The sequence below is a fragment of the Larkinella rosea genome (genome assembly GCF_003858635.1).
In the GTDB taxonomy this organism is placed as follows: Bacteria; Bacteroidota; Bacteroidia; order Cytophagales; family Spirosomataceae; genus Larkinella; species Larkinella rosea.
Window position 1 is genome coordinate 505,296 of record NZ_RQJO01000007.1, and the last position, 25,167, is coordinate 530,462.

22 protein-coding genes are annotated in these 25,167 nt (G+C 51.0%); 12 read left to right on the forward strand and 10 right to left on the reverse strand.

The features are described 5' to 3' along the window. The first annotated feature begins 17 nt into the window (after nt 1–17). Both EHT25_RS02380 and EHT25_RS02385 read left to right on the forward strand, forming a co-directional pair. On the forward strand, nt 18–827 hold the full coding sequence (locus tag EHT25_RS02380) for a helix-turn-helix domain-containing protein (protein ID WP_124870071.1): 810 nt from the start codon (nt 18–20) through the stop codon (nt 825–827). Continuing rightward, nucleotides 827–1,723, forward strand: a complete 897-nt coding sequence (locus tag EHT25_RS02385; RefSeq protein WP_124870073.1) for an alpha/beta hydrolase — start codon at nt 827–829, stop codon at nt 1,721–1,723. The genes EHT25_RS02380 and EHT25_RS02385 overlap by 1 nt, the downstream gene beginning before the upstream one ends. 310 nt (nt 1,724–2,033) lie before the next feature. Here EHT25_RS02385 and EHT25_RS02390 read toward each other — a convergent pair whose 3' ends face one another. After that, nucleotides 2,034–2,657: a pyridoxamine 5'-phosphate oxidase family protein gene (locus EHT25_RS02390; protein ID WP_124870076.1), complete on the reverse strand. Its 624-nt coding sequence runs from the start codon at nt 2,655–2,657 to the stop codon at nt 2,034–2,036. Nucleotides 2,658–2,873: 216 nt separating this feature from the next. Here EHT25_RS02390 and EHT25_RS02395 point away from each other — a divergent pair, with 216 nt between their 5' ends. Then, on the forward strand, nt 2,874–4,343 hold the full coding sequence (locus EHT25_RS02395; RefSeq protein ID WP_124870079.1) for an aminotransferase-like domain-containing protein: 1,470 nt from the start codon (nt 2,874–2,876) through the stop codon (nt 4,341–4,343). Nucleotides 4,344–4,353: 10 nt separating this feature from the next. On the opposite strand, the gene EHT25_RS02400 is transcribed toward EHT25_RS02395, so the two are convergent. The 4 genes from EHT25_RS02400 to EHT25_RS02410 all read right to left on the reverse strand — a co-directional run bounded on the left by EHT25_RS02400 (nt 4,354) and on the right by EHT25_RS02410 (nt 7,311). Next, nucleotides 4,354–5,118, reverse strand: coding sequence for a cupin domain-containing protein (locus tag EHT25_RS02400; RefSeq protein ID WP_124870082.1), 765 nt, complete (start codon nt 5,116–5,118; stop codon nt 4,354–4,356). Nucleotides 5,119–5,205: 87 nt separating this feature from the next. Beyond that, the gene (locus EHT25_RS02405) at nt 5,206–5,694 is read right to left on the reverse strand and encodes a DUF6169 family protein (RefSeq protein ID WP_124870086.1); all 489 of its coding nucleotides are present in this window, start codon (nt 5,692–5,694) and stop codon (nt 5,206–5,208) included. Then, nucleotides 5,681–5,851: a hypothetical protein gene (locus tag EHT25_RS32560; RefSeq protein ID WP_185731259.1), complete on the reverse strand. Its 171-nt coding sequence runs from the start codon at nt 5,849–5,851 to the stop codon at nt 5,681–5,683. Before EHT25_RS32560 ends, EHT25_RS02405 begins: the two co-directional genes overlap by 14 nt. Before the next feature lie 110 nt (nt 5,852–5,961). Continuing rightward, nucleotides 5,962–7,311, reverse strand: a complete 1,350-nt coding sequence (locus EHT25_RS02410) for a hypothetical protein (protein ID WP_124870090.1) — start codon at nt 7,309–7,311, stop codon at nt 5,962–5,964. 634 nt (nt 7,312–7,945) lie between these two features. On the opposite strand from EHT25_RS02410, the gene EHT25_RS02415 reads away from it, so the two are divergent. Beyond that, nucleotides 7,946–8,662: an SDR family oxidoreductase gene (locus EHT25_RS02415; RefSeq protein WP_124870093.1), complete on the forward strand. Its 717-nt coding sequence runs from the start codon at nt 7,946–7,948 to the stop codon at nt 8,660–8,662. Nucleotides 8,663–8,746: 84 nt separating this feature from the next. Here the strand turns inward: EHT25_RS02415 and EHT25_RS02420 are convergent, their stop codons facing one another. Further along, on the reverse strand, nt 8,747–9,142 hold the full coding sequence (locus tag EHT25_RS02420; RefSeq protein ID WP_124870096.1) for a hypothetical protein: 396 nt from the start codon (nt 9,140–9,142) through the stop codon (nt 8,747–8,749). A gap of 191 nt (nt 9,143–9,333) precedes the next feature. On the opposite strand from EHT25_RS02420, the gene EHT25_RS02425 reads away from it, so the two are divergent. Continuing rightward, on the forward strand, nt 9,334–10,893 hold the full coding sequence (locus EHT25_RS02425) for a serine hydrolase (RefSeq protein WP_124870099.1): 1,560 nt from the start codon (nt 9,334–9,336) through the stop codon (nt 10,891–10,893). A 67-nt stretch (nt 10,894–10,960) separates the two neighbouring features. Here EHT25_RS02425 and EHT25_RS02430 read toward each other — a convergent pair whose 3' ends face one another. Beyond that, on the reverse strand, nt 10,961–12,286 hold the full coding sequence (locus tag EHT25_RS02430) for a DEAD/DEAH box helicase (protein WP_124870102.1): 1,326 nt from the start codon (nt 12,284–12,286) through the stop codon (nt 10,961–10,963). Between the two features lie 192 nt (nt 12,287–12,478). Between EHT25_RS02430 and EHT25_RS02435 the strand changes: the two genes are divergently transcribed. The 3 genes from EHT25_RS02435 (at nt 12,479) to EHT25_RS02445 (ending at nt 16,721) form a co-directional block, all read left to right on the forward strand. Beyond that, nucleotides 12,479–12,874 carry a Dabb family protein gene (locus EHT25_RS02435; protein ID WP_124870105.1) on the forward strand — a complete coding sequence of 132 codons (396 nt, stop codon included), beginning with the start codon at nt 12,479–12,481 and terminating at the stop codon, nt 12,872–12,874. 76 nt (nt 12,875–12,950) lie between these two features. Further along, nucleotides 12,951–13,757, forward strand: a complete 807-nt coding sequence (gene budA / locus EHT25_RS02440) for an acetolactate decarboxylase (protein WP_124870108.1) — start codon at nt 12,951–12,953, stop codon at nt 13,755–13,757. A gap of 159 nt (nt 13,758–13,916) precedes the next feature. Continuing rightward, nucleotides 13,917–16,721 carry a M14 family metallopeptidase gene (locus EHT25_RS02445; protein WP_124870111.1) on the forward strand — a complete coding sequence of 935 codons (2,805 nt, stop codon included), beginning with the start codon at nt 13,917–13,919 and terminating at the stop codon, nt 16,719–16,721. Nucleotides 16,722–16,850: 129 nt separating this feature from the next. On the opposite strand, the gene EHT25_RS02450 is transcribed toward EHT25_RS02445, so the two are convergent. Next, nucleotides 16,851–17,261, reverse strand: coding sequence for a DoxX family protein (locus tag EHT25_RS02450; RefSeq protein ID WP_124870114.1), 411 nt, complete (start codon nt 17,259–17,261; stop codon nt 16,851–16,853). A 129-nt stretch (nt 17,262–17,390) separates the two neighbouring features. On the opposite strand from EHT25_RS02450, the gene EHT25_RS02455 reads away from it, so the two are divergent. Continuing rightward, nucleotides 17,391–17,729: a winged helix-turn-helix transcriptional regulator gene (locus EHT25_RS02455; RefSeq protein WP_124870117.1), complete on the forward strand. Its 339-nt coding sequence runs from the start codon at nt 17,391–17,393 to the stop codon at nt 17,727–17,729. Nucleotides 17,730–17,834: 105 nt separating this feature from the next. Here EHT25_RS02455 and EHT25_RS02460 read toward each other — a convergent pair whose 3' ends face one another. After that, nucleotides 17,835–18,611, reverse strand: coding sequence for a M90 family metallopeptidase (locus tag EHT25_RS02460; RefSeq protein WP_124870120.1), 777 nt, complete (start codon nt 18,609–18,611; stop codon nt 17,835–17,837). A gap of 112 nt (nt 18,612–18,723) precedes the next feature. Then, on the reverse strand, nt 18,724–20,595 hold the full coding sequence (locus EHT25_RS02465; protein ID WP_124870123.1) for a CocE/NonD family hydrolase: 1,872 nt from the start codon (nt 20,593–20,595) through the stop codon (nt 18,724–18,726). Between the two features lie 105 nt (nt 20,596–20,700). Here EHT25_RS02465 and EHT25_RS02470 point away from each other — a divergent pair, with 105 nt between their 5' ends. The 3 genes from EHT25_RS02470 to EHT25_RS02480 are packed head-to-tail and all read left to right on the forward strand — an operon-like array spanning nt 20,701 to nt 25,111. Beyond that, nucleotides 20,701–21,375 carry a response regulator transcription factor gene (locus EHT25_RS02470; RefSeq protein WP_124870126.1) on the forward strand — a complete coding sequence of 225 codons (675 nt, stop codon included), beginning with the start codon at nt 20,701–20,703 and terminating at the stop codon, nt 21,373–21,375. Then, nucleotides 21,372–22,646, forward strand: coding sequence for a sensor histidine kinase (locus tag EHT25_RS02475; RefSeq protein ID WP_185731260.1), 1,275 nt, complete (start codon nt 21,372–21,374; stop codon nt 22,644–22,646). The genes EHT25_RS02470 and EHT25_RS02475 overlap by 4 nt, the downstream gene beginning before the upstream one ends. A 59-nt stretch (nt 22,647–22,705) precedes the next feature. Further along, the gene (locus tag EHT25_RS02480; protein WP_124870133.1) at nt 22,706–25,111 is read left to right on the forward strand and encodes a TonB-dependent receptor; all 2,406 of its coding nucleotides are present in this window, start codon (nt 22,706–22,708) and stop codon (nt 25,109–25,111) included. Nucleotides 25,112–25,167 lie beyond the last annotated feature (56 nt).

The following is a 25,167-nucleotide window of genomic DNA, read 5'->3' on the forward strand; positions in this document are numbered from 1 at the left end:
TTTCTACCGATTGATTTATGGAAAACCGGGAAGCGGTTAAAAGTCCGCAGATTGTCTATAATTGCTATTATACGCGAAGTCGGGAAGGGGAGCAATTTATTCCCGAACATATTTTAAGTTACCAATTGGCCGGCACACTCGTTATGAATGACGGTAACAAAGAATATTTTTTTAAGGAGGGCGATATCCGGTTTTGTAAACGGAATCACCTCGTTAAATTCATTAAAACGCCACCGGCTGATGGCGAATTTAAATCACTTTCGCTGTATCTGGATCAGGAGACCTTGCGCGATTTTAGTTTGGAATACGGCATTAAACCGGAAGAAAACAAAAACGGTGATGCGGTTTTAACCCTTAATTATAATCCGCTTTACCAAAGCTATATGAATTCACTGATGCCGTATTTGCAGGAGAGTGAAAACATACCGACAAGTCTGCAAGCATTGAAATTAAAAGAAGCAATCCTGATTCTATTGCAGGCTAATCCGGAATTAAAGAATGTCTTATTCGATTTCGCGGAACCTGGCAAAATTGATCTGGAACGGTTTATGAACAAAAATTTTCATTTTAATGTCGAATTGAAACGATTTGCGTATTTAACCGGTCGGAGTTTGGCTACTTTTAAGCGCGACTTTGAAAAAATATTTCACTCCTCGCCCAGCCGCTGGTTGCAGCACCGCCGGTTGCAGGAAGCGTATTTCCTGATCAAGGAAAAGGGGCGGGCGCCGTCAGATGTGTACCTGGAGCTGGGGTTCGAGGATCTGTCGCATTTTTCGTTTGCCTTTAAAAAAACATACGGAATGGCTCCCTCAAAACTTCTGGCCTAATGTCGTTTCTCCGGTTACTCTGGCAAATTCCTGCCGCGCTGCTCGTGCTGGCGATGCTGATTTCTCTGATCAATGAATACGCGATTGCCCGACCCAGTGAACGGATCAAAGATATTCCGTACGTAAATGCTCAATCACCGGATTTTGATGTCGAGCGGCATTTGCTCGATGTGTATGCTCCCAAACTGAAAACCGCTCAACCATTTCCGGTCGTGGTTTTTATTCATGGCGGCAATTGGGACAGCGGCAGTAAAAACCTCTATTCATTTATCGGTCGGCGGCTGGCGAAACAGGGCGTGGTGGCCGTCCTGATCAATTACCGGCTTTCTCCGGCGGTTCGGGTGCCCGCCATGGCCGACGATTGCGCCCGGGCGGTTTTGTGGACGACGCAACACATTGGCGAATTCGGTGGCGATCCCAACCGGATTTTTGTCATGGGACATTCCGCCGGAGGTGGTCTGGCGGCTCTGGTCGCTACTGACCATCAATTGGCTGCGAAATGGCAATTGCCCGAACAGGTTATCAAAGGCGCGATTCTCGACGACGCGGCCGGTTTGGATATGTACGATTATTTGCAGAAAATGGAGTTTCCCGGTGATGAGCAATACCTGATTCCGTACAGCCATGATTCGGCGGTCTGGCGGGCTATGTCTGCGCTGTATCAGGTCACCGCCGATAGTCCACCCATCCTGCTCTATAATGGAAGTCGCACGTATCCGGGCATTTTGAGAAGCACGCAGAAATTTCACGAACGCCTGCTGGCGCTTGGTGTGAAACACGAATTCAAAGTTCTTCAAGGCAGGAAACACGTCGGTATGGTGGCGCAATTGTATTGGCAAAACAACCTCATTTACCAGGATTTACTCAAACTTGTCGGAGCTGGAAAGCCCGAATGATTCGTTGAAAACCGCCTAGGCTGCAAGGCTTTTTTTCAAAACCCCCATCGTTTCTTTTTGCCGTTGATTGACCACCTTTTTGCCCGCTAACGCCATGAAACTCATCAGGATGCTGGCCAGTGCAGGAACCTGATTCAGGAAATCTCGTCGGTTTCGGATGGGAAAGGCTTCGTTCCCGGTTGAAGCGTGGTCACTGGAATTCTTACAAAAGAAGCCCGGATGGAAAACCGCCGGACTTCTTTTATACGTCAGAATTTCATATTCCTACTCTACAAATGGAAGTTCAATGGTATTGTTGTTTAACCGGTTCTCAGTGGAGATAGTCGGGCAGGGGAAGCGAAACGCTTGACTCATCGGGAATGGCCGGTCGTCGAACGGTTTCGAGCGGAATAACGCCCGACCAGATCGGTAATTCCTGATCCTCCGGTTCGTCTTTGGGGCCGCCCGTCCGGATTTTGGCGGAAGCCTCTTCGAGCGAAAACGATAAAACGGTCGTCTTGCGAACTTCGCTGGCGGTTTCCTTCCGCAAATCATCCCATCGGTTCGGGATCAATTTATTGGTAATCAGGACAAAGGCGTTTACTTTTTCGTCATACTCTTCCACCTTTTGGGCCTTGCCAAAAACGATTACTGAGCGATAATTGACCGAATGGCTAAAACCAGATTTGGCCAGCACCAATCCATCGAGTAAGGTCACAGAAATGCAAACCGGAATGCCTTTTTCAATTTCCCGGATAAAATGGCTGCCGACCGATCCGTGAATCAGAATCCGGTCGCCCTCCCGCGCAAAAGCCGTCGGGATCGACCAGGGTTGCCCGTCGATGGCGTAGCTGATGGTACAAAAAAGCGCTTCATCCAGGATGGAATAAATGCTTTCGCTATCGTAATGCGCGCGTTTGGCGGAACGACTCGGTGTGGTACGTGCGGTTTGCATGATCAGGTAGTTTACGGTTTTCAGTTTACGGTATTCGGTGGGCTGACGCGCGTTGGCTCGACACAGTATAAAGAATGCGTCAGTCCTGGCGGGGAACCGCACCGTAAACTGAAAACCGCATACCGTAAACCGATATAACTTTTTATTTGCGCTTCAAATTTGCAACTTTGCCGGACTAGGTAAATCATCCAGTTTTGATTAAATAGGTAGTCCGGTATGATCCCATTCAAAACGTTAATCGAGATCGACAAAACCTCCAGCCTGGCGGTTTTTCTGCAACTGGCCGACCAACTCCGGCGGCTGATTAATGACGGGGTTTTGACAGTGGGCCAGAAACTACCCGGAACCCGCCAACTCGCCAGGCTACTTCAGTTACATCGAAAAACGATCATTGCCGCATGTGACGAGTTGCTGGCAGAAGGCTGGCTCGAAACCCGGGCCGGGAGCGGAACCTATGTAGCGACGCAGTTACCCGTCGTTCGACCACAAGCCATTGGCAACGGGATGGATACGCTTGTGATTGAGGGCAAACCCGGTTTTTCATTTACCCCCAAACCGCACCTGATCCGACCGTTGCTGCTGATGTCGGACGGGTTGCGGCTGGATGACGGTTTTCCGGATATACGGCTGGCTCCGATGGACGAACTGGCCCGAGCCTACCGCAGTTATTTTCGCTGGGGAAATCCGCAGCAACATTTCGGCTACGGCGATCCCAAAGGAAACCGGTTTTTGCGGGAAGAATTGTCGATTTTTCTGAACGAAACCCGGGCGCTGCGGACCACTGCGGACAACATTCTCATTTCGCGCGGGAGTATGATGGGGATTCATCTGGCCAGCACGACGGTACTGGAACCGGGCCAGACAGCGGTGGTGGGGGAAACCAACTGGTCGGGTGCTAACATGAATTTTCAGCAGGCCGGGGCGGAGGTGCTGACGGTTCCGGTCGATCAGCACGGCATCAACGTGGACGCACTGGCGACTCTTTGTGAACATCGACCGGTTCGGCTGGTGTACGTAACGCCCCACCATCATTATCCGACAACGGTTACCTTGCCCCCCGATCGTCGGCTGCGCCTGTTGCAACTGAGTCGGCAATACGGTTTTGTGATTCTGGAAGACGATTATGATTACGAGTTTCATTACCTCCGGCGACCGGTTTTGCCGCTGGCCAGCGCCGATCCGCACGGCATGGTGATTTACATTGGTTCCTTATCGAAGTCGGTGGCTCCCGCTTTTCGGATTGGGTATGTGGTGGCTTCGGAAACCGTCATCGACGAAATGGCCCGCGTGCGACGCATCATCGACCGGCAGGGCGATTCGATGCTGGAATTTGCCGTTGGACAATTGTTCCGAAATGGCGATATGCGACGGCATTTAAAAAAAGCTCATCAGACCTATGCCAATCGGTGTGACCACTTTTGTTCGCTGGTAAAAAGCGAACTTGCTGATGTAGTACAGTTTAATCAGCCGGATGGAGGTTTGGCCGTTTGGGCAACGTTTGATTCGCAAATTGATCTGGCACAATTGGCTAAAAAAGCCAAAACCGAGGGGCTGTTGATCGCTGACGGAATCGCCCACAATCCACCCCATAAATTCCTGAACAGCACGCGATTAGGTTTTGCGTCCAGCTCCGAAACGGAATTGGAGCAAAGCGTGTCGATTCTGCGAAAATTAACCCGTGGCTGATTGAAAACCGCTACTCGAATTGAAAGGCGAAATAGGTACACGAGCCTTTGGCGGTGTTGAGAATACCATGTGGCACGTTGGATTCCAGGAAAATAATGTCGCCCACCTGCGCCGATTGCATCTTGCCGTCGATGCTTTCCTGGGCGGTATTTTCGATCAGCATCAGGATTTCGGCGGCCCGGTGGGTGTGGGGCGGGTGACTCCACAAGCCTTCGTTGAGCGTCGTGACGTGCATTTCGAAGCGTTTGCACATGACCGTAGCCCGGTCGAAAATGTTGCGACGGCCGCCATTGGTATTGGGTTTATAAACGACATCTTTCCAGTCGACCCAGAACGAACCGCCTTCCATGCTGGTCAGGTCCAGATCCGGCACTTCTTTGGAGGTATACCGCATGACGTGGTACGTCACCGGTGCCGAACTTTTGTTTTCGAGCCGATGCGCGTCGCCGGGTACGATCAGCACGACGCTCCCCGGCCCCAGGGTTTTGATCCGACTGCCGAGTGAGACCGTTAGCTCACCGGTTTTGATGATAATCACGGCTTCATCTTCCAGTATTGCAACTGGTTGCGAAGGCTGATTCGGTGGGATCGTGATGCCGTGAACACTGAAATTGTTGAAATCCCGCGTGGTACCTTCCACAATCGTCCGATCTTCAAAACCGCCCTTTTTCTCGACCGGCGCCTTTTCCCAGGAATAGACTTTGGAAGGAATGGTTTGGGCGAAGGCGGTTTTGGAAAATAGAAGAATTGCGCAAAATAGGAGTACGAATTTCATCAAAAAAAGGCTCAGTTTCCTGCATTCAAAGCAGCTTTCCTCTGTTAATTACTCTTATGAATGCTGAACAATATCAATACGGCCGGACTATTTATTTTCTTCACCCAATTCAAAAAAAGCTTCTGCAACCTGATTCCGATGAGGATGTTGATCATGAAAAATCATGGAAATGAACGTAAATTTGTCACCATCAGGTATTATTTTGTTCAGCTTAGCAAGATTTGGGCGACTATAGGCATAAAACCAGGAGTCAAATTTTCGTGCACGTGCCGATTGCCTTTTATCAGATGTATCGCACACATAAACCACCACTTGTTCGCGAGTACGAAAAAAGTCGAAGAAGATTGTAGCGATAGTTGATGAAATAAGTGGATCTGCTGGAAGTCGACCTCCGATGCCGTTTTCAGCCACTGAAATACTCATTTCAAACGCTTGAATAGGAAGTTCCGCATGCGAAACAAATAGGTAATCTGACGGAACAAATTTAACCTGATAAGCGATGTCGTGGTTAGTTACGAAGAAATAAGAATTGTGATCGTTTCCAGCCGGTAAAAACTCATAACTATTTTGTGGCACGGCGGTGGGCGTTTCTTCTTTTCAACTCCTCAAAAATAGCTTGTACGTTCGGATCAGATCGGTAGGCTTCCTCGAAAGCTTTTTGCTCCTGTTCTTTTACTTCCACAAGCTTGCGAACCACTTCAATCCCTTTTAGCGGTTTTTCTAAAGTTGCCATCGTCTTTAAATTTAACGTGAATATACAAAAATGAAAGCAAACTTTTCCGACAAGCCCAAAACCAGAGCAGGAGCTTTGCGGGCTCCTGCTTTGGTTTTGGCTGACAAAACTTACCGACGATGGCCACCACCGCCACCGTGAAAACCGCCCCCGCCGTGAAAACTACCTCCCCCGCCGTGGAAACTGCCTCCACCACCGCGGAAACTACCACCACCGCTGTACGTCCGACCTCCCCAATTACCTCCATAGGCTCCAACCCGGCCGCCCGGGCTGTAGGAACGATTGACACCGGCGCCAACGCGGCCGCCGTTAAAACCGCCCCGGCTCATCATGCCGCCCCGGAAGTAAGGTCGGGCCGAGCCCGCGTAGCCGCGATAGCTGGGCACAAACCGATTGCTGAACCGCATGCCCCGGTAATAACCGCCGTACCGATTGTATAAGTACGGATACGAATAATAACCGCGGTTAATGAACCAGGCATTGAAACCAATTGCCGGAAAACCGTACAAGCCAAACCCGCCGAGGCCATAGGAAAGACCAAAGCCGCCCCAGTAAGCGCCGGGATACCAAAGCGGAGATCCGTACCAGTAGGGATAACCAAACCAGTAGGAGTAAGGGTTGGCGTACATCATATTGGCGCCATAGCCTGCCGGTGGCAGAATGTAGCCATTGGTTTGTGCGAATGCCTGGGCTGCCTGATTCAGTTCCCGACCTGCCTGCGGATCGGCGTCGATTTTCCGTTTGTAGTCAGCCACTTCGCGATCGTGCTGAACAGCGAGGTCGTCGTGCAGCGAGGCCAGTTGCTGATTCAGATCACTCGGGTTGGCGGCATATTGTTCGCCCAGCTGCGCAGTCAGATCAATGTTATTTGTCAGGGTTACCAACGCGTCGGGGAAATTCAGCAATTGGCGAAAAGAGGCCCGTGTCGCTCCATCAAAAGGCTCGATCAGCCGATCGAACGATTGGTCCGCCTGTTGATTCAGGTTATCGGCCTTGACCAGATCGCTGTTGTGATTCCGGTACAGATGCCAGGCGGCATCGTGCAGGTTTTCGTCCGAATTCGGCACCATCCGGTCGATCGCGTCGCGGTTCAGGTTGGCCGGCGATTGCGCCAGCTTCCGCAGCAAATCCGGATACCGGGTCAGTTCGTAGAACCAGCCCTGTTTTTTACGATCAAAACCGCTGATCAGATTCTCGAACGAGGAGCGCGTGTCTTCACGAACCTCCTGCAGTTGGGTCAGCACCTGCGGATATTGAGCCGCCATGAGAATCGATTGCCGGATGTCTGCATCATACGTTGCGATGGAATTGAGTAGGCCCTGCCGGGTTTCCAGGCGACTCGACTGGCCAAAAACAGATAGACTCAGCAGGATGAATAAGGTTGTCAAGGCGTTGCTGCGGAAACCGTAGGTCGGGGTTTTCCGGGGAGCAATCCCAATGGCATGAAAAAGCGTTTTCATGACTATTCGATGGATGAAATGAAACTAAATAGGTAAGGCGATGAAATTAAGGAAGTTACCGATTCAACCAAAGGCAAAAGTCGGAATCATTGCCCGGGTAAAATCTTCCAGGCGTGAAAGAGAACAAAGAGTGGAGTTAACCGACAAGTTTTATCAAACGAATCAGAAAGGAAACCGGTCGTCTCTGATTGAAATAACCACTGTCTTCGATTAAAAGACGGTTCGTTGGAAAAACCGCAGGCAGCGGGCTGGTCGTTTCCGGACGAATTATCATCGTTTGGCAATACCCATTCCGAAAATGAAAAATGATCGGCGGGTTGCGCAATCGTGAAATGCGACGGTTTAAATTTGGAAGCCGTTTGATGGTGGGAAATGCCACCGGGAATCGCCGGTTTCGCCTGAATCAGAGATCCAGCACCAACCAAGAGCAACCACACCCATATGACAACCCGTCTGTTCATATTTTCTCCGATGAGAAATCTCAAACCGATACTTCCTAAACGTAGCTATGTACAATTTTGTTCTCTCCGGTTGCGAATAGATAATCCAGCCCAATTGTAAACTTTCCCCGAAATCTCCGGGTTATGAAACCAGCTTATTGAAGCAGATACGTATCCATTTTATTTTCAGAAATATGGCAGAAATTATCAAAACCGCCCTCATCACCGGCGGATCGAAAGGCATTGGCTACGGCATTGCCGAAGTATTGATCAACGACGGCATTCGGGTGGCCATCACCAGCCGCTCGCAGGAAGGGGCCGACGAAGCTGCGGCTTCGCTCAATCAAATCAAGGCCGGTTTTGCGCTCGGCTTTGCCGCCGACGTGCGCGATCTGGCTTCACAGCAACAAGCCGTCGATGCGGTTTTGCAGGAGTGGGGGCGGTTGGATTACGTGATTGCCAATGCCGGAGTCGGCCATTTTGCGCCCATACAGACGTTGACGCCTGAGCAGTGGCAGGAAACCATCGACATCAATTTGACCGGCGTTTTCAACTCCATCAAGGCAAGCTTAACCGCCCTGAAAGAAACCGCCGGTTATTTCATTACGATTTCGAGCTTAGCCGGTACGAACTTTTTCGAAAACGGGACGGCCTATAACGCCAGCAAATTCGGACTGGTCGGTTTTTCTCAGGCGCTGATGCTCGATTTGCGCAGCGAAGGCATCAAGGTGACGACGATCATGCCCGGTTCCGTCGCGTCGTATTTCAACAACCACGAACCGAGCGAAAAAGACGCCTGGAAAATCCAGCCCGAAGACATCGGGCAGATCGTGGTTGACCTGATTCACATGCCCGCGCGGACGCTGCCGAGCAAGATTGAAGTGCGGCCATCGCGACCGGGTGGCAAATAAAGACATTGTCGAATTGGCAGTTCTGGCATAAAAAAAGAAGCCGATTCAAAACCGGCTTCTTTTGTATATCCTCCCAAGGTGGGGTTATTTCATGGCAATGTGACGTTCCGTAGCGACGGTTGGGGCCGTGGTGTGCAGCTTGACCTCTTTCACCTGCTTGTTCCAACCATCGGAAACTTCCACCTGGTAGTTACCGTCTTCCAGTTGACCGAGGTCGAAACGGATGGCGGACGATTCGTCGGCTTTTCTCAGGTGCTCCGTTGCCAGCGTTTCACCGGCTTCGTTCTTCAGGGTGACCAGGATGCGGGCACCTTTTTCCTTATTCACGTTCACCCGGATTTTTGAACTGTTGATAACCGGGTAAACAACGGATTTAAACGTGGATGCTTTTTCGCCAGATTTCGAATTTTCGTTGGCAAAACTGGCGGAAGTTGCAGTTAATGTTAAAGCAATTAAAGCGGATGTGAATAGTGATTTCATGGTATTTGTTGTTTTTAGCGTTGTGTTTTCAGCGTTTTGTGGCTGATTGATGGTTCAAAGGAATAGCGAAACGAGCTACCTTGCTATGCATAGTACTTCGGCGGTTGTGCAGATTTATGAACGGTTTCTTTACATGACGAAGTAAAAAAGCCACTGAATTGATATATTTAGAAGTCATCAACCTTCCCGCTATGAAATCACGGATATACGTCTCTATTTTTCTCCTGTTTTGTTTCCTGCATAATAAACCGGTTTTGGCGCAGGTCATTACCTCGGCCCAAATCGATCAGCTGGTCGAACGGACCTTAAAAACTTTCGAGGTGCCGGGCATTGCGGTGGCTGTCGTGAAAGACGGAAAAGTGATTCATTCCAAAGGTTACGGGGTACGCTCGATCAACTCAACGCAAAAGGTTGACGCCAATACGCTGTTTGGCATTGCCTCCAACAGCAAGGCGTTTACGACCGCCACGCTCGGCATTCTGATTGACGACGGCAAACTGAACTGGGACGATAAAGTCATCGATTATATACCGGAATTCCGGCTGTATCATTCCTACGTGACGGAAGATTTTACCATCCGCGATTTGCTGACCCACCGCAGCGGTTTGGGACTTGGCGCGGGTGACCTGATGTTCTTTCCGGATTCGAGCGATTTTACGTTGAAGGATGTGATTCACAACCTGCGGTATCTGAAACAGGTGTCCGGTTTTCGAACCAAATACGATTACGACAATCTGCTGTATATGGTGGCTGGCGAAGTGGTGAAACGGGCTTCAGGCCTGAGCTGGGAGGAGTTTGTCGAATCCCGAATCATGAAACCGCTCCAGATGGACCACAGTGCCGCGTCTTTTTCGCGGCTGAAAGATAAATCGAATGTGATCGACGCCCACGCAGTAATTGAGGGCAAATTGCGAACCGTTCGGCGGGGCCGACTGGACGTTGGCAATTCGGCCGGGGGCATCAACAGCAGCATCAACGACCTCAGTAAATGGGTGACGATGCAACTCAACGGCGGCAAATACGGCGACGGTTTATCGAAAACGCTGTTCAGTTCGAAAGTGCAGGATGAAATGTGGACACCCCAGACCATTATTCCCGTTCGAAATCCCGGCCCGTACAACACGCACTTCAGTTCATACGGTTTGGGTTGGGGACTGAGCGATGTGAAAGGGTACAAGCAAATTACCCACACCGGCGGATTGCCCGGTATGGTGACACAGGTGACGCTGTTACCGGAATTGAAACTGGGCATTATCGTGCTGACCAACCAGCAAACCGGGGCGGCTTTTACGTCCATCACCAACCAGATCAAGGACAGTTATTTTGGGATTACCGGCACCGATCGGGTGAAAGAATATAGCGAACGATTGCGCGAAAATACGGCCAATGCCGACAAGGCAACCGATGAGGTCTGGAAAGTGGTTGAAGCCCAAAAGGGTGTAGCCAAACCGGATCTCAATTTTTACGCTGGAACCTATCACGACAACTGGCTGGGCGATGTTTCCATTGCCGTCAAAAACGACCGACTCCAGTTTGTGGCCAAACGTTCTCCGCGTTTGACGGGTGAATTGTTTTTCTACAAAGGCAACACGTTTGTCGTGAAATGGAACGACCGCAGCCTGGAAGCCGACGCCTTTGTGATGTTCGGGCTGGATTACGAAGGAAAACCGGTTTCGATGAAAATGAAAGCCATTTCGCCCCTGACCGACTTCAGCTACGATTTCCACGATCTGGAATTTGTGAAAAAGTGACGATTGACCATTGACGATGGTCAATAGACGACCGACGATGGTCAATCGTCAGCCGTCAATCGTCGTTCTACCCCCTCGCCACTTCAACCTTATACTTTTTGCCTTTCATTTTTTCGTCTTTGATTTTTGCCAGCAGGCCGGAGACTTTCGACTTTCGGACGGCTGCGAAGGAGAGGAAATCCTTGACTTCGATCAGGCCTAGATCGCCTTTTTCGAGACCGCCTTTCTGGGAGAAAAAACCGACGATGTCGATTTTGTTAAGTTTGTTTTTCTTGCCACCACTGACGTAAATCGTCTGAAATTGGGGCGGATTGGGGAGTGGTTTGTTGGCGGGAATCTTAAATTCGACGAGTGATTCGGGCAAATACCGGGGGCGTTCTTCGTTGCGATGCAGCAGGATGAATGCGGTTCCGGAAGCGTGCATCCGGGCTGTCCGGCCGTTGCGGTGCAGGAATTCGTGTTCGTGGAGTGGCAGGTGGTAATGAATGACGTACTTCATTTCGGGAATATCCAAACCGCGGGCGGCTAAATCCGTCGTAATCAGGTAACTGACGCTGCCGTTCCGAAACTGAATCAGGGCGCGTTCGCGGTCGTCCTGCTCCATGCCCCCGTGGTAAAACGCCGAATAAATGCCCATTTCATTCAGAATGGCACTGGTTCGTTCGGCGGCATCTCGGTGGTTACAGAAGATCAAAGCAGCCTCGGAATCCAGCGCACAGATCAAACGGAATAAGGTATCGACTTTGTCCTTTTCCTCCGACATGACCACTTGGGTGGTGAGTTGGGTATTCCGGTCGTCGTCCGGTATAAAGTCCAGTTTCGTGGGGGAACGAACGCCCGTAAAATCCGGAATGGAAATACCGGAAGTGGCCGAAACCAGCACCCGTTTGTTCAGGTTCCGCAAATCGCCGATGATAAACGCCATCTGCTCCTGAAAACCCAGTTCCAGGGATTTATCGAATTCGTCGAGCACCAGCGTGTGAATGCCCGATGGGTCAAAGGTGTTGCGATCGAGGTGGTCGGCGATGCGCCCCGGTGTACCAATCAAAACCGCCGGAGGATTGCTCAGATTCTGAATTTCAGTTGCCATCAAATGGCCGCCGTAGCAAACGTTGACTTTGAAACCCGTCCCCATTTTTTTCCAGACCTGCTCAATCTGCAACGCCAGTTCGCGCGAGGGCGCCAGAATGAGACACTGGACTGATTTTTGTTCCGGTTTCAGCAATTGCAGGATTGGTAACAAAAAACCGATTGTTTTCCCGGAACCGGTAGGAGCGAGCAGCAGAACGGCTTTTTCGCGTAAAATAGCTTCCCGCGCTTCGTTTTGCATCGGATTAAAAGCCGAAATTCCCAGGTTTGCCAGAATCGGCGAAAGGTCTTGATTGATTTCCATCCCGCAAAAGTAACGTAAATTACCGGCCACATCAGTACTTCCCGGGGAACCATTGCATTCGTGCGTGTTTTGGCTGGGAAAAGTATTTTACCGAAAAGAGAACTACCCGGTTTTAATTCGGGTATTCTTGTCCATTTTTGTCTTTTACTACACGAACTCACCTCAAAAACCGCCAGACCGGAGCACTAGTCTATGAAAGAACAATCACGTCGGGAATTTGTAAAAAAGGGTGTTGGTGTCGGAATAGGACTCGGTTTATCGGTCAACGCTCCGAAAGAACTATTTGTCCACCACGTTTATTTCTACCTAAAAAATCCGGACAGCATGGCCGATCACGCGAAACTGCTGGAAGGGCTGAACAAGCTGGCGAAAGTGCCGACAATCAAGCTCGTACACATTGGAACTCCCGCGCCCACCAACCGCTCCGTCATCGAGCGATCGTACTCGTTTTCCTGGCTGTGTTTTTTCAATAACCTGATCGAAGAGGAGATTTACCAGACGCACCCGATCCACCTGAAATTCATTGAAGAATATTCGGCCTTGTGGGAGAAGGTGATTGTGTATGATTCGGTCGGACCGAAGCGGTAAAACCCCGTCAGGGGCTTCGACCGTAACGACGGCCCGGCGCTGACGGGGTGTATCCTTCCTAAACCTGCATATAACTATGAAAATTCAATTCGTATCAAAAGCGTTGAAACCACTCTCTATTTCTTTGGCGATCGTTCTCCAGAGCTGCTCCCCCAAACAACCTGCCGAAACCGATAAACCACCGGTTTCGGATTTTATGTATCAATATTCGATCATTGATGCCTTGTTGGGGGGCGTTTTCGATGGAAACCTGACGCTTGGGGCGTTGAAGACCAAAGGTGATTTTGGAATCGGAACGTTCAACCGGGTCGATGGCGAACTGATTGTCGATCAGGGCAAAGTCTATAAAATCAGCTACGACGGCAGCATCCGGGAGGTGCCGGACACGGACAGCACGTCGATTGCGTTTGTGAAATTTTTCAAAGCCGACACCACTTTTACCGTCAAAGGCACCACGCTCGACCAACTGGAAAAGCAACTGCTGGCGGTTTTGCCCGCCAACGAAATGTACGCCATTCGGATGAAAGGCCATTTTGAAAAGCTGACGTCCCGCGCACCCGGCCCTGCCCGAAAACCGTATCCGAGCCTGAAAGATCACCTGGCCAAGCAGCAATATCTGTTCAACCTGAGCAATACGGATGGGGTGGTCGCCGGTTTTTTGTTGCCAGGTTATATCGCCAAGGTTAATGTACCCGGTTTTCACTTTCACTACCTGGCGAACGACCACAAATCCGGTGGACATATCTTCGATTTTACGGCAGCTGAACTCACGGTGGAGATCGATAAAATTCAGGGCTACACCGTTGAGCTAAATACCCACGCTGATTTCGACAAAGTTGGTCTGGATAAAGACCGGCAGGAAGAACTGAAGAAGATAGAATAGCCGGTTTGTGTCAAATGCTTTACAATATGGGTATGGATTCTATATTTAGCCATAAAATATATGGCTTTGATTATAGATGGTGAAATAATATTTTGTAACTGATTCGGAGTAATTAGAAAAATAGCTTATTTCGTCGTATCAACGAACGAACCACTATCTATGAGAAAAATTTTTTTACCAGGAATACTCTTCTTTTTGTTGACCAGCCTGACGACGGGCTGGGCACAGTCGATTCCTTCACCAAAAGAGCATTTTGGTTTTAACATCGGCGATGATTACCAACTCGCAACCTACACCCAAACCGAAGCGTATTTCAAAAAACTGGCCGCTTCGGATCGCACCAAACTGGTTGATATTGGAATGACCGAGGAGGGGCGTCATCAGTACATGATCATTGTGTCGTCGCCGGAAAACCTGAAAAAACTCGACCGGTACAAGGAGATTTCGACCAAAATGGCCCGCGCCGAAGGCATCACGGACGAACAGGCCCGTGCAATGGCCGCTGAAGGAAAAGCCGTGGTTTGGATCGATGGCGGTTTGCACGCAACGGAAACCGTTGGCACGATGCAGCTGATTGAAACCGCCTGGCAACTGGTCAGTCGAAAAGACCCCGAAACGCTGCGGATTCTGGATAATGTCATCATTTTGCTCACACACGCCAACCCCGATGGGCAGGAAATCGTGAGTAGCTGGTACATGCGCGAGCCGAAACCGGAGAAGCGGTTGCTGGAAAATGTTCCGCGTTTGTACCAGAAATACGCGGGTCACGACAACAACCGCGACTTTTTCATCATGAACATGAAAGAGTCGCAAAATATTGGCCGTCAGTTGTTTATCGAATGGTTGCCGCAAATCATGTACAACCACCACCAGCGCGGCCCGGCGGGTTCGGTGCTGGCAGGACCGCCGTATCGCGATCCGTTCAACTACGTATTTGAACCCCTGATGATCACCGGCATCGATGCACTTGGCGCTGCGATGATCAACCGCTTAAATTCGGAAAACAAACCCGGGTTTACGCGCCTGGGTGGTTCCGTTTTCTCGACCTGGTACAACGGCGGTTTGCGGACCACGACGCACTTTCATAACATGATCGGTCTGCTGACGGAAATCATTGGCAACCCAACACCGGAGGATGTGCCGCTGGTGCCAAACCGACTGATTCCCAATGGCAACACGCCCTTTCCTGTGACACCCCAGAAATGGTATTTCAAGCAATCGATCGATTATTCCATTTCGCTCAATTACGCGACGCTCGATTACGCAGCCCGGCACGGCGATCAGTTGCTGTACAACATTTACAAGATGGGCAAAAACGCCATCGAACACGGCAGCGCTGATTACTGGACGCTATCGCCGAAACGAATCGATGCCATTAATCAGAATTACCAGGCTGATCTGAAAAAAACACCGCCGGCGAGCGGAACGGCAACGACGCCCGACCAATACGGTTTGTTACCACGGGGTGGAGGAATTCCGGTGAAATATTACGATGCGGTTTTGAAAGATCCGGCCCTGCGCGATCCGCGTGGTTTCATCATTCCGTCGGATCAACCCGATTTTGCGACAGCCGTCAAGTTCATCAATGCCCTGATCAAAACCGGGATTCAGGTGCAGGAAGCCACGGCGGAGTTTACGGTAGCGGGCAAGAAATACCCATCGGGTTCGTACATTGTGAAAACCGATCAGTCGTTCCGTCCGCACGTGCTGGATATGTTCGAACCCCAGGATCACCCGAACGATTTTCAGTATCCCGGCGGGCCGCCGGTTCGGCCCTACGATGCGGCTGGCTGGACGCTGGCATTTCAGATGGGCGTCAAAGTGGATCGGGTGCTGGACGGTTTCGATGGACCATTTAAAAAGTTGCCGTATGGTGAATTGCAATCACCGAAAGGAAAAATGGATGCAGGAACTGTGGCGGGCTATACGCTGAGCGCACAGGCCAACAACTCCTTCATTGCCGTCAACGATCTGCTGAAATCGGGCGTCGACGTATATCGGTTACCGACCGGCGCGAACGGTAAAGCCGCAGCGGGTGCGTTTTATGTTCCGGCATCCACCAAAGCCAAGTCGTTGCTGGATAAGTCGGCGAAAGAATTGGGGCTGGACATTGCCGGGGTTAGCAAAAAACCGACTGGAGCGCTGGTGAAAGTAGCTCCGATGCGGATTGCTCTGTGGGATGCGTACGGCGGATCGATGCCGTCGGGCTGGGTGCGTTGGCTGATGGAACAATACCGTTTTCCGATGCAGGTGATTTATTCGCAGGACATCGACGCGGGGGATTTGCGGAAGAAATTTGACGTCATCGTATTCGTGACCCGGGCCATTCCGGCCGTTGGCGTTTCAGGAACCGGGGGCGGTGGGGGCGAAGGCGGTTTTTCAAGCCGGGAACCCAAAACGGAGGAGATTCCCGCCGAATACCGTCCGTGGCTCGGCAAAATTACCGCCGACAAATCGATTCCGCAGCTGAAAAAATTCCTGGAAGCGGGCGGCAATGTCGTCACGATTGGCAGCAGCACGAACCTGGCGTATCATCTGGGATTACCGGTGAAAAATGCGCTGGTCGAAATGACCAACGCAGGCACCGAGCGTCCGCTGTCGAACGAGAAATACTACATTCCGGGCAGTATTCTCCGCATCGATCTGGACTCAACCCAGCAGGCCACCTGGGGATTAGCGAACCAGACGGACGTTTATTTTGACGCCAGCCCGGTTTTCAAAATCGCACCGGACGCCGTGGCCAAAGGTCTGGTAAAACCGCTGGCGTGGTTCTCGACCGGCAAACCGCTGCGCAGTGGCTGGGCCTGGGGGCAGGCATATTTGCAGGACGGCGTCGCGGCTTTCATGGCTCCGGTCGGGTCCGGCAAGCTCTACGCGTTTGGCCCGGAAATCACCTTCCGGGCGCAGGCACAGGGAACGTTTAAGCTGTTATTCAATCAGTTGTATTCCACTTCGATGCCGTAAGCATAGCGGTTTTAGAAAATAGACGGGCCGGGAATGAACGCAGAAGCGGATTATTCCCGGCCCGTTTTCGTTAAAACTTGCCCCACTTTTCGATGAGTGCATGCTGTCCAGCGCTATTCCAAAAACCGCTTATTGTGCCCGAATCGGTACTTTCTTCGATCTTCCCCAGGCAATAAAGGCGGCAAGTAAGGCAAACACGATGTTTGGCGCAATCCCGGCCGCTTCTCCCCGGGAAATATGGAAAATACTGGCAGCGATCATTTGAACAATGATGGCAACGGCGGCAATGGGCGTCAGGCCGGGCTTGATTCGGAGCAGGGAAGGCAGAAGAATGCCGACTGCTCCCAGAAAATCGAATACGCCGGTGAGCTTCATGAGTTCAGGAGGAATCTGCGCCGTCCACGGCCACATATGAGAAAGCTCGGTGATCGGTAAAAAGAGTTTCAGGTAAGCTCCCCAGCCAAAACTGGCGGCTATGAGAACCTGGGCAATCCATAAGGCAACCTGGAGAACGATCGATGGTTTTGGGTGTTGGGTCATGAGGTGATCCGGTTTTAAGAACAAATCAAAAGTATTTATATTCGCTGTCCGTTAGAAAGCACTTTCCGGTTGGAAAGCAAATGCCGATGGGTAAGTATCGTCCGAATCACCAAAACAAACTGGAAAACTATGCTGACAGGGGAAGGATGTCCTAAAACGATGCTTTCGATCAAGGATGCGTTGGAAGCACTGGAAGGAAGCTGGAAGTTGCTGATTTTGTTTGCGTTATCGTCCGGTCCCAAGCGGTTTAAACAGATTTCGAAGGAAGTCAGTGGGATTTCGGATAAGGTATTATCGAAAGAACTGAAAAATCTGGAGCAGAATAAGCTGATCACCCGGGAAGTTTACGACACGTATCCGCCGACGGTCGAATACGCCATCACGGCGCACGGCAAATCGCTCGAGAAAGTGATGGAGGAACTTCACTTCTGGGGACTGACGCATCGGAAGGAGATTATCGGCAAGTGATTGAAGAAGCGTTTTAGTTGTATCGCGGAGTTGAGCAGAGGACAGCGGAGGTTTTTATTTCTCTGTTTACCTCCGCTCAACTCCGCGATATAGCTTTATCTCAACTTAATCCCCCAACCGCTGCTGAAAAATCTCTTCCAGCGTGGCAAACAATTCCGGGTGTTTTTCCTTCAGTAAATCCGGGCGTTTGAAGAAGTATTCGGAAACGACGGCGAAAAACTCGGCTTCGTTGGTCGTGCCGTACGGATCGATGTCGGAATGATTGGCTTTGATCTCGTTGATGCTGGCGTGGATCAGTTGCAGCCAGGGTTTGATGTGGGTGCGGTCCAGCAGGTATTCGGGAGCACCGTCGGTGGAGCCGTCGGCTTTGTCGAGGAGGTGCACAAACTCGTGAATACCGGTGTTTTCCTTGCTGGTTTCGTTCGCAAAACCTTCGTGGAGCGCCGGTTTTGACAACACCATCGTGCTTTGCAGCGCCCCGCCTTCGCCCACCATGCCGAGGATGTTGCGGTTTTTGCCACTGGTTTCAAAATCGCTATTGAAGCGGTCGTCGTAGAGCAAAACCGTCGTCAGGCGGTAAAACGACCAGTCCTTGAATCCGAAAATGGTAATCACCGCGCTGCTGGCTACCAGCACTTTATCCAGCTCATCGACCGTCGTGCCGACGCCCTCGACGCGGGTGTGATGCAGGAATTGATCGACTCGCTTTTCAAAAACCGCCTTGTTCTCGTCGCTAAGGGCGCGGTAATAGGGAACGTGTTCCTGCAACAATTTGCGGTACGGGATCGATACGGGCGGGCTATCCGGAGCGCTCCGGCGTAGGTAATTCCAGATCAACCCGCCAAGCAGCAACATCGCCAGAATCACTAGTAAATACGCCATTTGTAAGAGTTTAGGATTTTTAGTTTAGCGTTTATTTGGCACGAATCCGGAGTAGAGTTTGTCGTGAAAGTGCGCCGTAAACCCTACACCTTAAACTAAAAACCACAAACTGTTATTTCGAAACCGGCAACAAAATTCGGCTGGCGGCTTTTCCGCTGTGGTGTATTTTAATCGTCGCTTTCTGAAAATCAGCTTCTTTGGCGTGGTAAATGTCCACAAATTTCTGCGGATTGCGGTCAACCAGCGGAAACCAGCTACTTTGAATCTGCACCATCAGCCGGTGCCCTTTTTTGAAGGTGTGGGCGATGTCCGGCAAAGCGTACTTGACGGTGGTGACCTGCTCCGGTACGAAGGCTACCGGTTTTTCGAAACTATTGCGAAACCGCCCGCGCATCACCTCGCCCCGCACCAGCATCTGGTAACCGTTCATGATGTATTTGTCAGTTTTGCCGTATTCAAAATCATCCGGGAAGACATCGATCAGTTTTACCACAAAATCGGCGTCGGTGCCGCTGATGCTCACCTGCAAATCGGCGGTCAACGCTCCGGCCAGCGTCAGGTCTTCGGTCAGTACATCAGTTTGGAATACTAGCACATCCGGTCGGGTAGCCGCAAACCGCTGATCGTCCGTCATGTACTCCCGCGTGCGGGCCGCTTTGACGCCTTCGGCATACGGCACCGGTTTGGCCGGATCACTCACATAAGCAGAAAACGAATCGGCAGTCGCTGCCGGTTTTGTAAAGTTCAGATTGCCATTGGGTTGCAGATACAAGGCAGTTTCGGTCGTGCTGGCTGGCGGCCATTTGGGTAATTGGTGCCACTTGTTTTCACCGGTGTAAAAAACCGTCGCTTCCTGAATCGGATCGACGCTGCCCTTGCCTTTCAGGTAATAATTGAAAAACGGAATTTCCACGTTCGTCGCGTACCACTCGCTGGTCGGACTGCCGAACTGCACATTCCCAAGCGAAGAACCATCGCTGCCACGCCCGGCCCACTGCCCGTGAAACCACGGCCCCATGATGATCTTGTTGGTATTTTTCGCTTTCCCTTCGATGGCCTTGTACGTGCTCCAGGCGCCGTAGCAATCTTCGGCATCGAACAAACCGCCCACGATCAGCGTAGCGGTTTCGGGCGCAATGTTGCTGACAAAATTGCGGACGTTGCGCGATTGCCAGAACGAGTCGTAGTTGGGATGCGACATCAACTCTTTCCAGAACCGAACGCTATCGCCGGCAAAGGCGGTTAGTTTTGGCAGTGTGCCGTTTCGCAGAAAAAATTCGTAGCTGTCATTCGTGCCAACGGCCATCGATTTCGGGCCAACAGTGGTGGGTTTGGGTCGCGGCATGCCAAAACCGCGCCGGATATAGAAATTGAACGCATCCATCAGCATCAACGCGCCGTTGTGGTGAAAATCGTCGCCCAGAAACCATTCCGTTACGGGGGCTTGCGGACTCACGGCTTTTAGGGCCGGATGCTTGCTCAATGCCGCCATCGTCGCGTAAAAACCGGGATACGAAATTCCGAAAACGCCCACTTTCTGGTTGTTGTTCGGCAGGTTTTTGATCAGCCAATCGATGGTGTCGTAGGTGTCGCTGGCTTCGTCGACATCGGTTTTGGCTTTTTTGGCCGGATTGAACGGGCGGACATCTTCGAACATCCCTTCACTCATCCAGCGGCCGCGCACATCCTGCACCACCAGGATGTAGCCTTCTTTCAAATACTCCTTGTAGTGGTTACTGTAGAAATTCCGGTAGGCGGTTTCGCCATAGGGCGCGCAGGAATACGGCGTGCGGGACATCAGAATCGGGTGTTTCTCCGCGTTGTCTTTGGGTGCATAAATGGAGGTAAAGAGTTTCGTTCCGTCGCGCATCGGAATGTACAATTCCTGTTTGGTGTAATTGGTTCGGAACCAGGTCGAATCGGGCGTTTGGGCGTGCGCAAGTACTGGCAGTAGCGCCAGCAGAATCCGGTAAATGAGTTTCATGGTTGTATTAGGTTTCGAAAGCGATGTACAGCAGGTAAGATAAGCAAGAAACGCAGAAAACCCGAATTCAGAATTTATTCAAAATCGGTTTGCTACCTTCACCCTATGAAAATCCTGATCATCGAGGACGAGCGGGACCTGGCCGTGAGCATCACCGATTATTTGTCGGGTGAGCAGTATCTGTGCGAAACGGCGGCTACGTACCACCAGGCGCTGGACAAGATTTCGTCCTACCAGTACGATTGCATTTTGCTGGACCTGATGTTGCCGGGCGGTGACGGAATTGAAATTCTGGCCGAGCTGAAACGGCAGAACAAACAGGATGGCGTCATTATCATTTCGGCCAAAAATTCGTTTGAAGACAAAATCAAAGGGCTGCAAATTGGGGCCGACGATTACCTGACCAAACCGTTTCACCTGCCCGAACTGGCTGCCCGGATTTATTCGGTGATTCGTCGTCGCCATTTTGGGAATGCCAACCCGATTCTACAACAGGGTTTGGAAATTGATGTGCTGGCGAAAACCGTCTCCGTAAACAACCAGGCGGTTTTGCTGACCAGAAAGGAATTCGATCTGCTGTTGTATTTTATGGGCAATAAGAACCGGGTGATCTCCAAAAGTGCGCTGGCTGAACACCTGTCTGGCGATCTGGCGGACCTATTCGACAACCATGATTTCGTGTACGCCCACATCAAAAACCTCAAAAAGAAACTCACCGAAGCGGGGTACGGGAATTTCCTGAAAACGATTTATGGCACCGGCTACAAATGGGAGGTATGAAAAAACTGCTGAGCCGCACGCTGAAACCGATCCTGCTGTACGCACTGCTGGTATCAGTATTGAGCATTCCGGTTTACTTTTTCATCATCGATTTTATTTGGGTGCGCGAACTCGACAAGCACCATTTCGCGATCAAGCGCAAAATCGAAAACCGCATCAATGCGCTGAATCTGTCGGACAGCACCATTCGGCAGACCGTCGCCATTCTGAACCGAACCGAGCCCGGTTTTGTCCTCACACCAATTGAGCTGGCGGGTCGGGATAGTGTTTACTCCCACATCCGGTTCGACACGTTCATGCAGGACCGGGAGCAGTTTCGCAGTCTGGTTACGTTTATCCGGATCAACAACCGACCGTATCGCCTGCTGATCGAAACCAACATGGAGGAAATCGACGAGACCATTCTCGCCATTTCGGCCGTCAGTCTCGTCTTTTTTGGGCTGCTGCTCGCGGGATTTATCGTCCTAAACCGGCGAATGTCGCTCCGGATCTGGCAACCGTTTTACGTTTCCCTGAAAAAAGTAAAGTCGTTTCATTTGCAGCAAGGACAACCCATTTCGTTTGAAAAAACTGAGATTGTTGAATTTGAAGAACTGAACGAAAGCCTGCGGAAACTGATCGACGGTAACATTGCGACGTATCGGCAGCAAAAGGAATTTACCGAAAATGCGTCGCACGAATTGCAAACGCCCCTGGCGATCGTCCGCTCGAAACTGGATGTTTTACTTCAAAATGAAGATTTGACGGCTCAACAGGGCGAACAGATCGAGCTGGCAAACCGGGCGCTGGCCCGCGTGTCGCGCATCAATAAAAACCTGCTGTTGCTGGCCAAACTGGAAAATCATCAGTTCGCCGACCAGGAACGCATTGATCTGAGCCAACTGGTAACTGATCAGATCGAGCTTTTTCTGGAAAATGTTGTCGATCAAAAACTGGAAATTCGCCAACAGATTCAAACCGGAATCGAACGGGAAGGAAACCGGATTCTGATCGAAATGCTGTTTACCAATCTGTTGCTCAACGCCATTCGGCACAACCACGCAAACGGCGCAATCGATATTCGGCTAACGGCCAACCGGTTTTTGGTTTCCAACGTGGGAAGTGCCGCCCTGCACCCGGACGCCCTGTTCAAACGATTCAGTACGGCTTCTTCCAAAACGCCCGGCAGCGGTTTGGGACTGGCGATCGTGCAGGAAATTAGCAACCGATACGGCTGGGAAATCAGCTACGCTTTCGAAGCGAACCGACACGTTTTTTCGCTGGCGTTCTGAATTCAAAATTTCTTCCAAATCGCTTCGCAGGTTTGTAACACAACGTCTCACAAATCGATATGAAGCGGTTTTTTCTCCTTGTTCTGGTGGTTTTCATCGCCCGTTTTTCGCACGCCCAAACCAGTAAAGTAACGCTGTCGGGTGTTGTGAAAAACAGCCGGGATAAGTCCGGGCTGCCCTTCGTGAATGTGGTACTGAAAGCGGAGAAAGACAGCACCTTTATCACGGGAACCATCACCAACGAAGAAGGGCGTTTTAGCATCGCCGACGTCAGTAGCGGCACCTACGTACTGAGTTATTCATACCTCGGTTTTCAGCCCGAAAACCGGGCGGTGCTGGTCGGGACGCTCAGCCCGTTTCTGGATCTGGGCATCATCGAGCTAACCGAAGATGCGAAGCAACTAACCGAGGTGACCGTTTTGGGTCAACAGGCTGATGGTGTGGATAACCGGATGGACAAGAAAACGTTTTCCATCGCCGACAACATCAGCCAGAGCGGCAGCTCGGTGCTGGAAACGATGAAGAGCCTGCCGGGCGTCACGGTCGGTCAGGACGGCGTCGTGCAGTTGCGCGGCAGCGACCGCGTGGCCGTGTTGATCGACGGTAAACAAACGGCGCTGACCGGTTTTGGCAATCAGACCAGTCTGGACAATATTCCGGCCTCGGCCATCGAAAAAATCGAGATCATCAACAACCCGTCGGCCCGCTACGACGCCAACGGCAATGCCGGAATCATTAACATCATTTACAAGAAAAACAAGCAGGAGGGACTTAACGGCAAGATTGGCCTAACGGCGGGTTTGGGCGCTTTGTGGATCAAAAAAGACAACCTGCCCGGCATTCGTCCGCAGTATCAGCGCACGCCGAAACTCAATCCGTCGCTGTCGCTTAATTACCGAAAAAAAGCCGTCAACCTGTTTTTTCAGGGCGATTATCTGTATACGCCCACGCTCAACAAAAACGAATTTGTGGACCGGTATTATGCCAATGGTGATACGGTGCGGCAGCAGACCAAGCGAAACCGAAGCACCACCATTACTACCGCAAAAGCCGGAATCGACTGGACGATCGACTCACACAATACGCTGACGGTTTCGGGATTATTCAGCAGCGAGAAGATCATCGATCGGGGCGACGAGCCATTTTTCAATGGGTCGCTGACGCAGCGAAACCGCTTGTGGCAGTTTCTGGAAGATGAACTCAAAACCACGGTGACCGCGACGGCGACTTATCAGCACAAATTTCAACAACCGGGCCATTTGCTCAATATCGGCCTGAATTACACATTTCACCGGGAAGACGAGAAGTATTTCTTTACCAATATCCTGCCCGATTTTACGGGTCAGGACGCGTTCAAACTGTTGTCCGATGAAAATGTAACCGACCTGACCGTCGACTACATTCGCCCCTTGAAGTACGGTCGGTTTGAAACCGGTCTGAAACTCCGTCGGCGGTATATTCCGACGAACATGCAATTTTTCCCCGGTCTGCATTCGCCCATCGATTCAGCTGCGGGCGGCTGGGCCACTTACAGCGAAACAATTCCGGCTGTGTACGGAAATTACGTTTTTGAAAACCGGAATTTCGAAGTGGAAGCCGGTTTGCGGATCGAGTATGTCAATTTAAAATACACGGTCAATCCCACGCATCCGACGTACAAAAGCGACGGCTATTCGTATACGCAGCCGTTCCCGAACCTGCGGGTGGTGTACAAACTGGACGATAAAAACCGGGTTTCGTTTTTCTACAACCGACGCGTCGATCGGCCGAACGAAGTAGATATCCGGATTTTTCCCAAATACGACGATGCCGAAATCATCAAGATCGGAAATCCGGCCTTGAAACCGCAGTTTACCAATTCAGTGGAACTGGGCTACAAAACCAACTGGCAACGCGGTTATTTTTATTCGGCGCTGTTCCACCGGGCCACCAACGGCACGATTACGCGGATTGGAACCATTATTCCCGGCAGTACGCTGATTTACAACATTTTCCAGAACGCCGGACGGAGTCGCAACTCGGGGCTGGAGGTGGCCTGGCAGCAAACCGTGACGCCCTGGTTTTCGTTTAACGCAAACGCAACGGTTTACAAAAACACCATCGACGGCTTTTCGGTCGAAAATAAATACCCGGTGCCGACGGTTTTCACCGCCGAACGCGAAACGCTAACCTCCGGAAATGCGAAATTCAACGGGATTGTTAAAGTGCGGAAACAGGTCGAAATGCAATTGACAGCGGTATATCTGGCCCCGGACCTGATTCCTCAGGGAAAAATCGGCTCCCGGTTCTCGGTCGATTTCGGTGCTAAAAAACAACTGCCCAAGGGCGAGATTTTTCTGAATGCCAGCGACATTTTCAACACGCTGCGAATTCGCCGGGAGGTGAATGGAAACGGGTTTCGCTACCTGAGTACGGATTATTATGAAACGCAGGTTGTTCGGCTGGGCTACGGGTATAAATTTTAAAACGGGCCAGAAAACCGGAGACCGGGAAAACCGCTAACTTGCCGTTCTGAACTCTA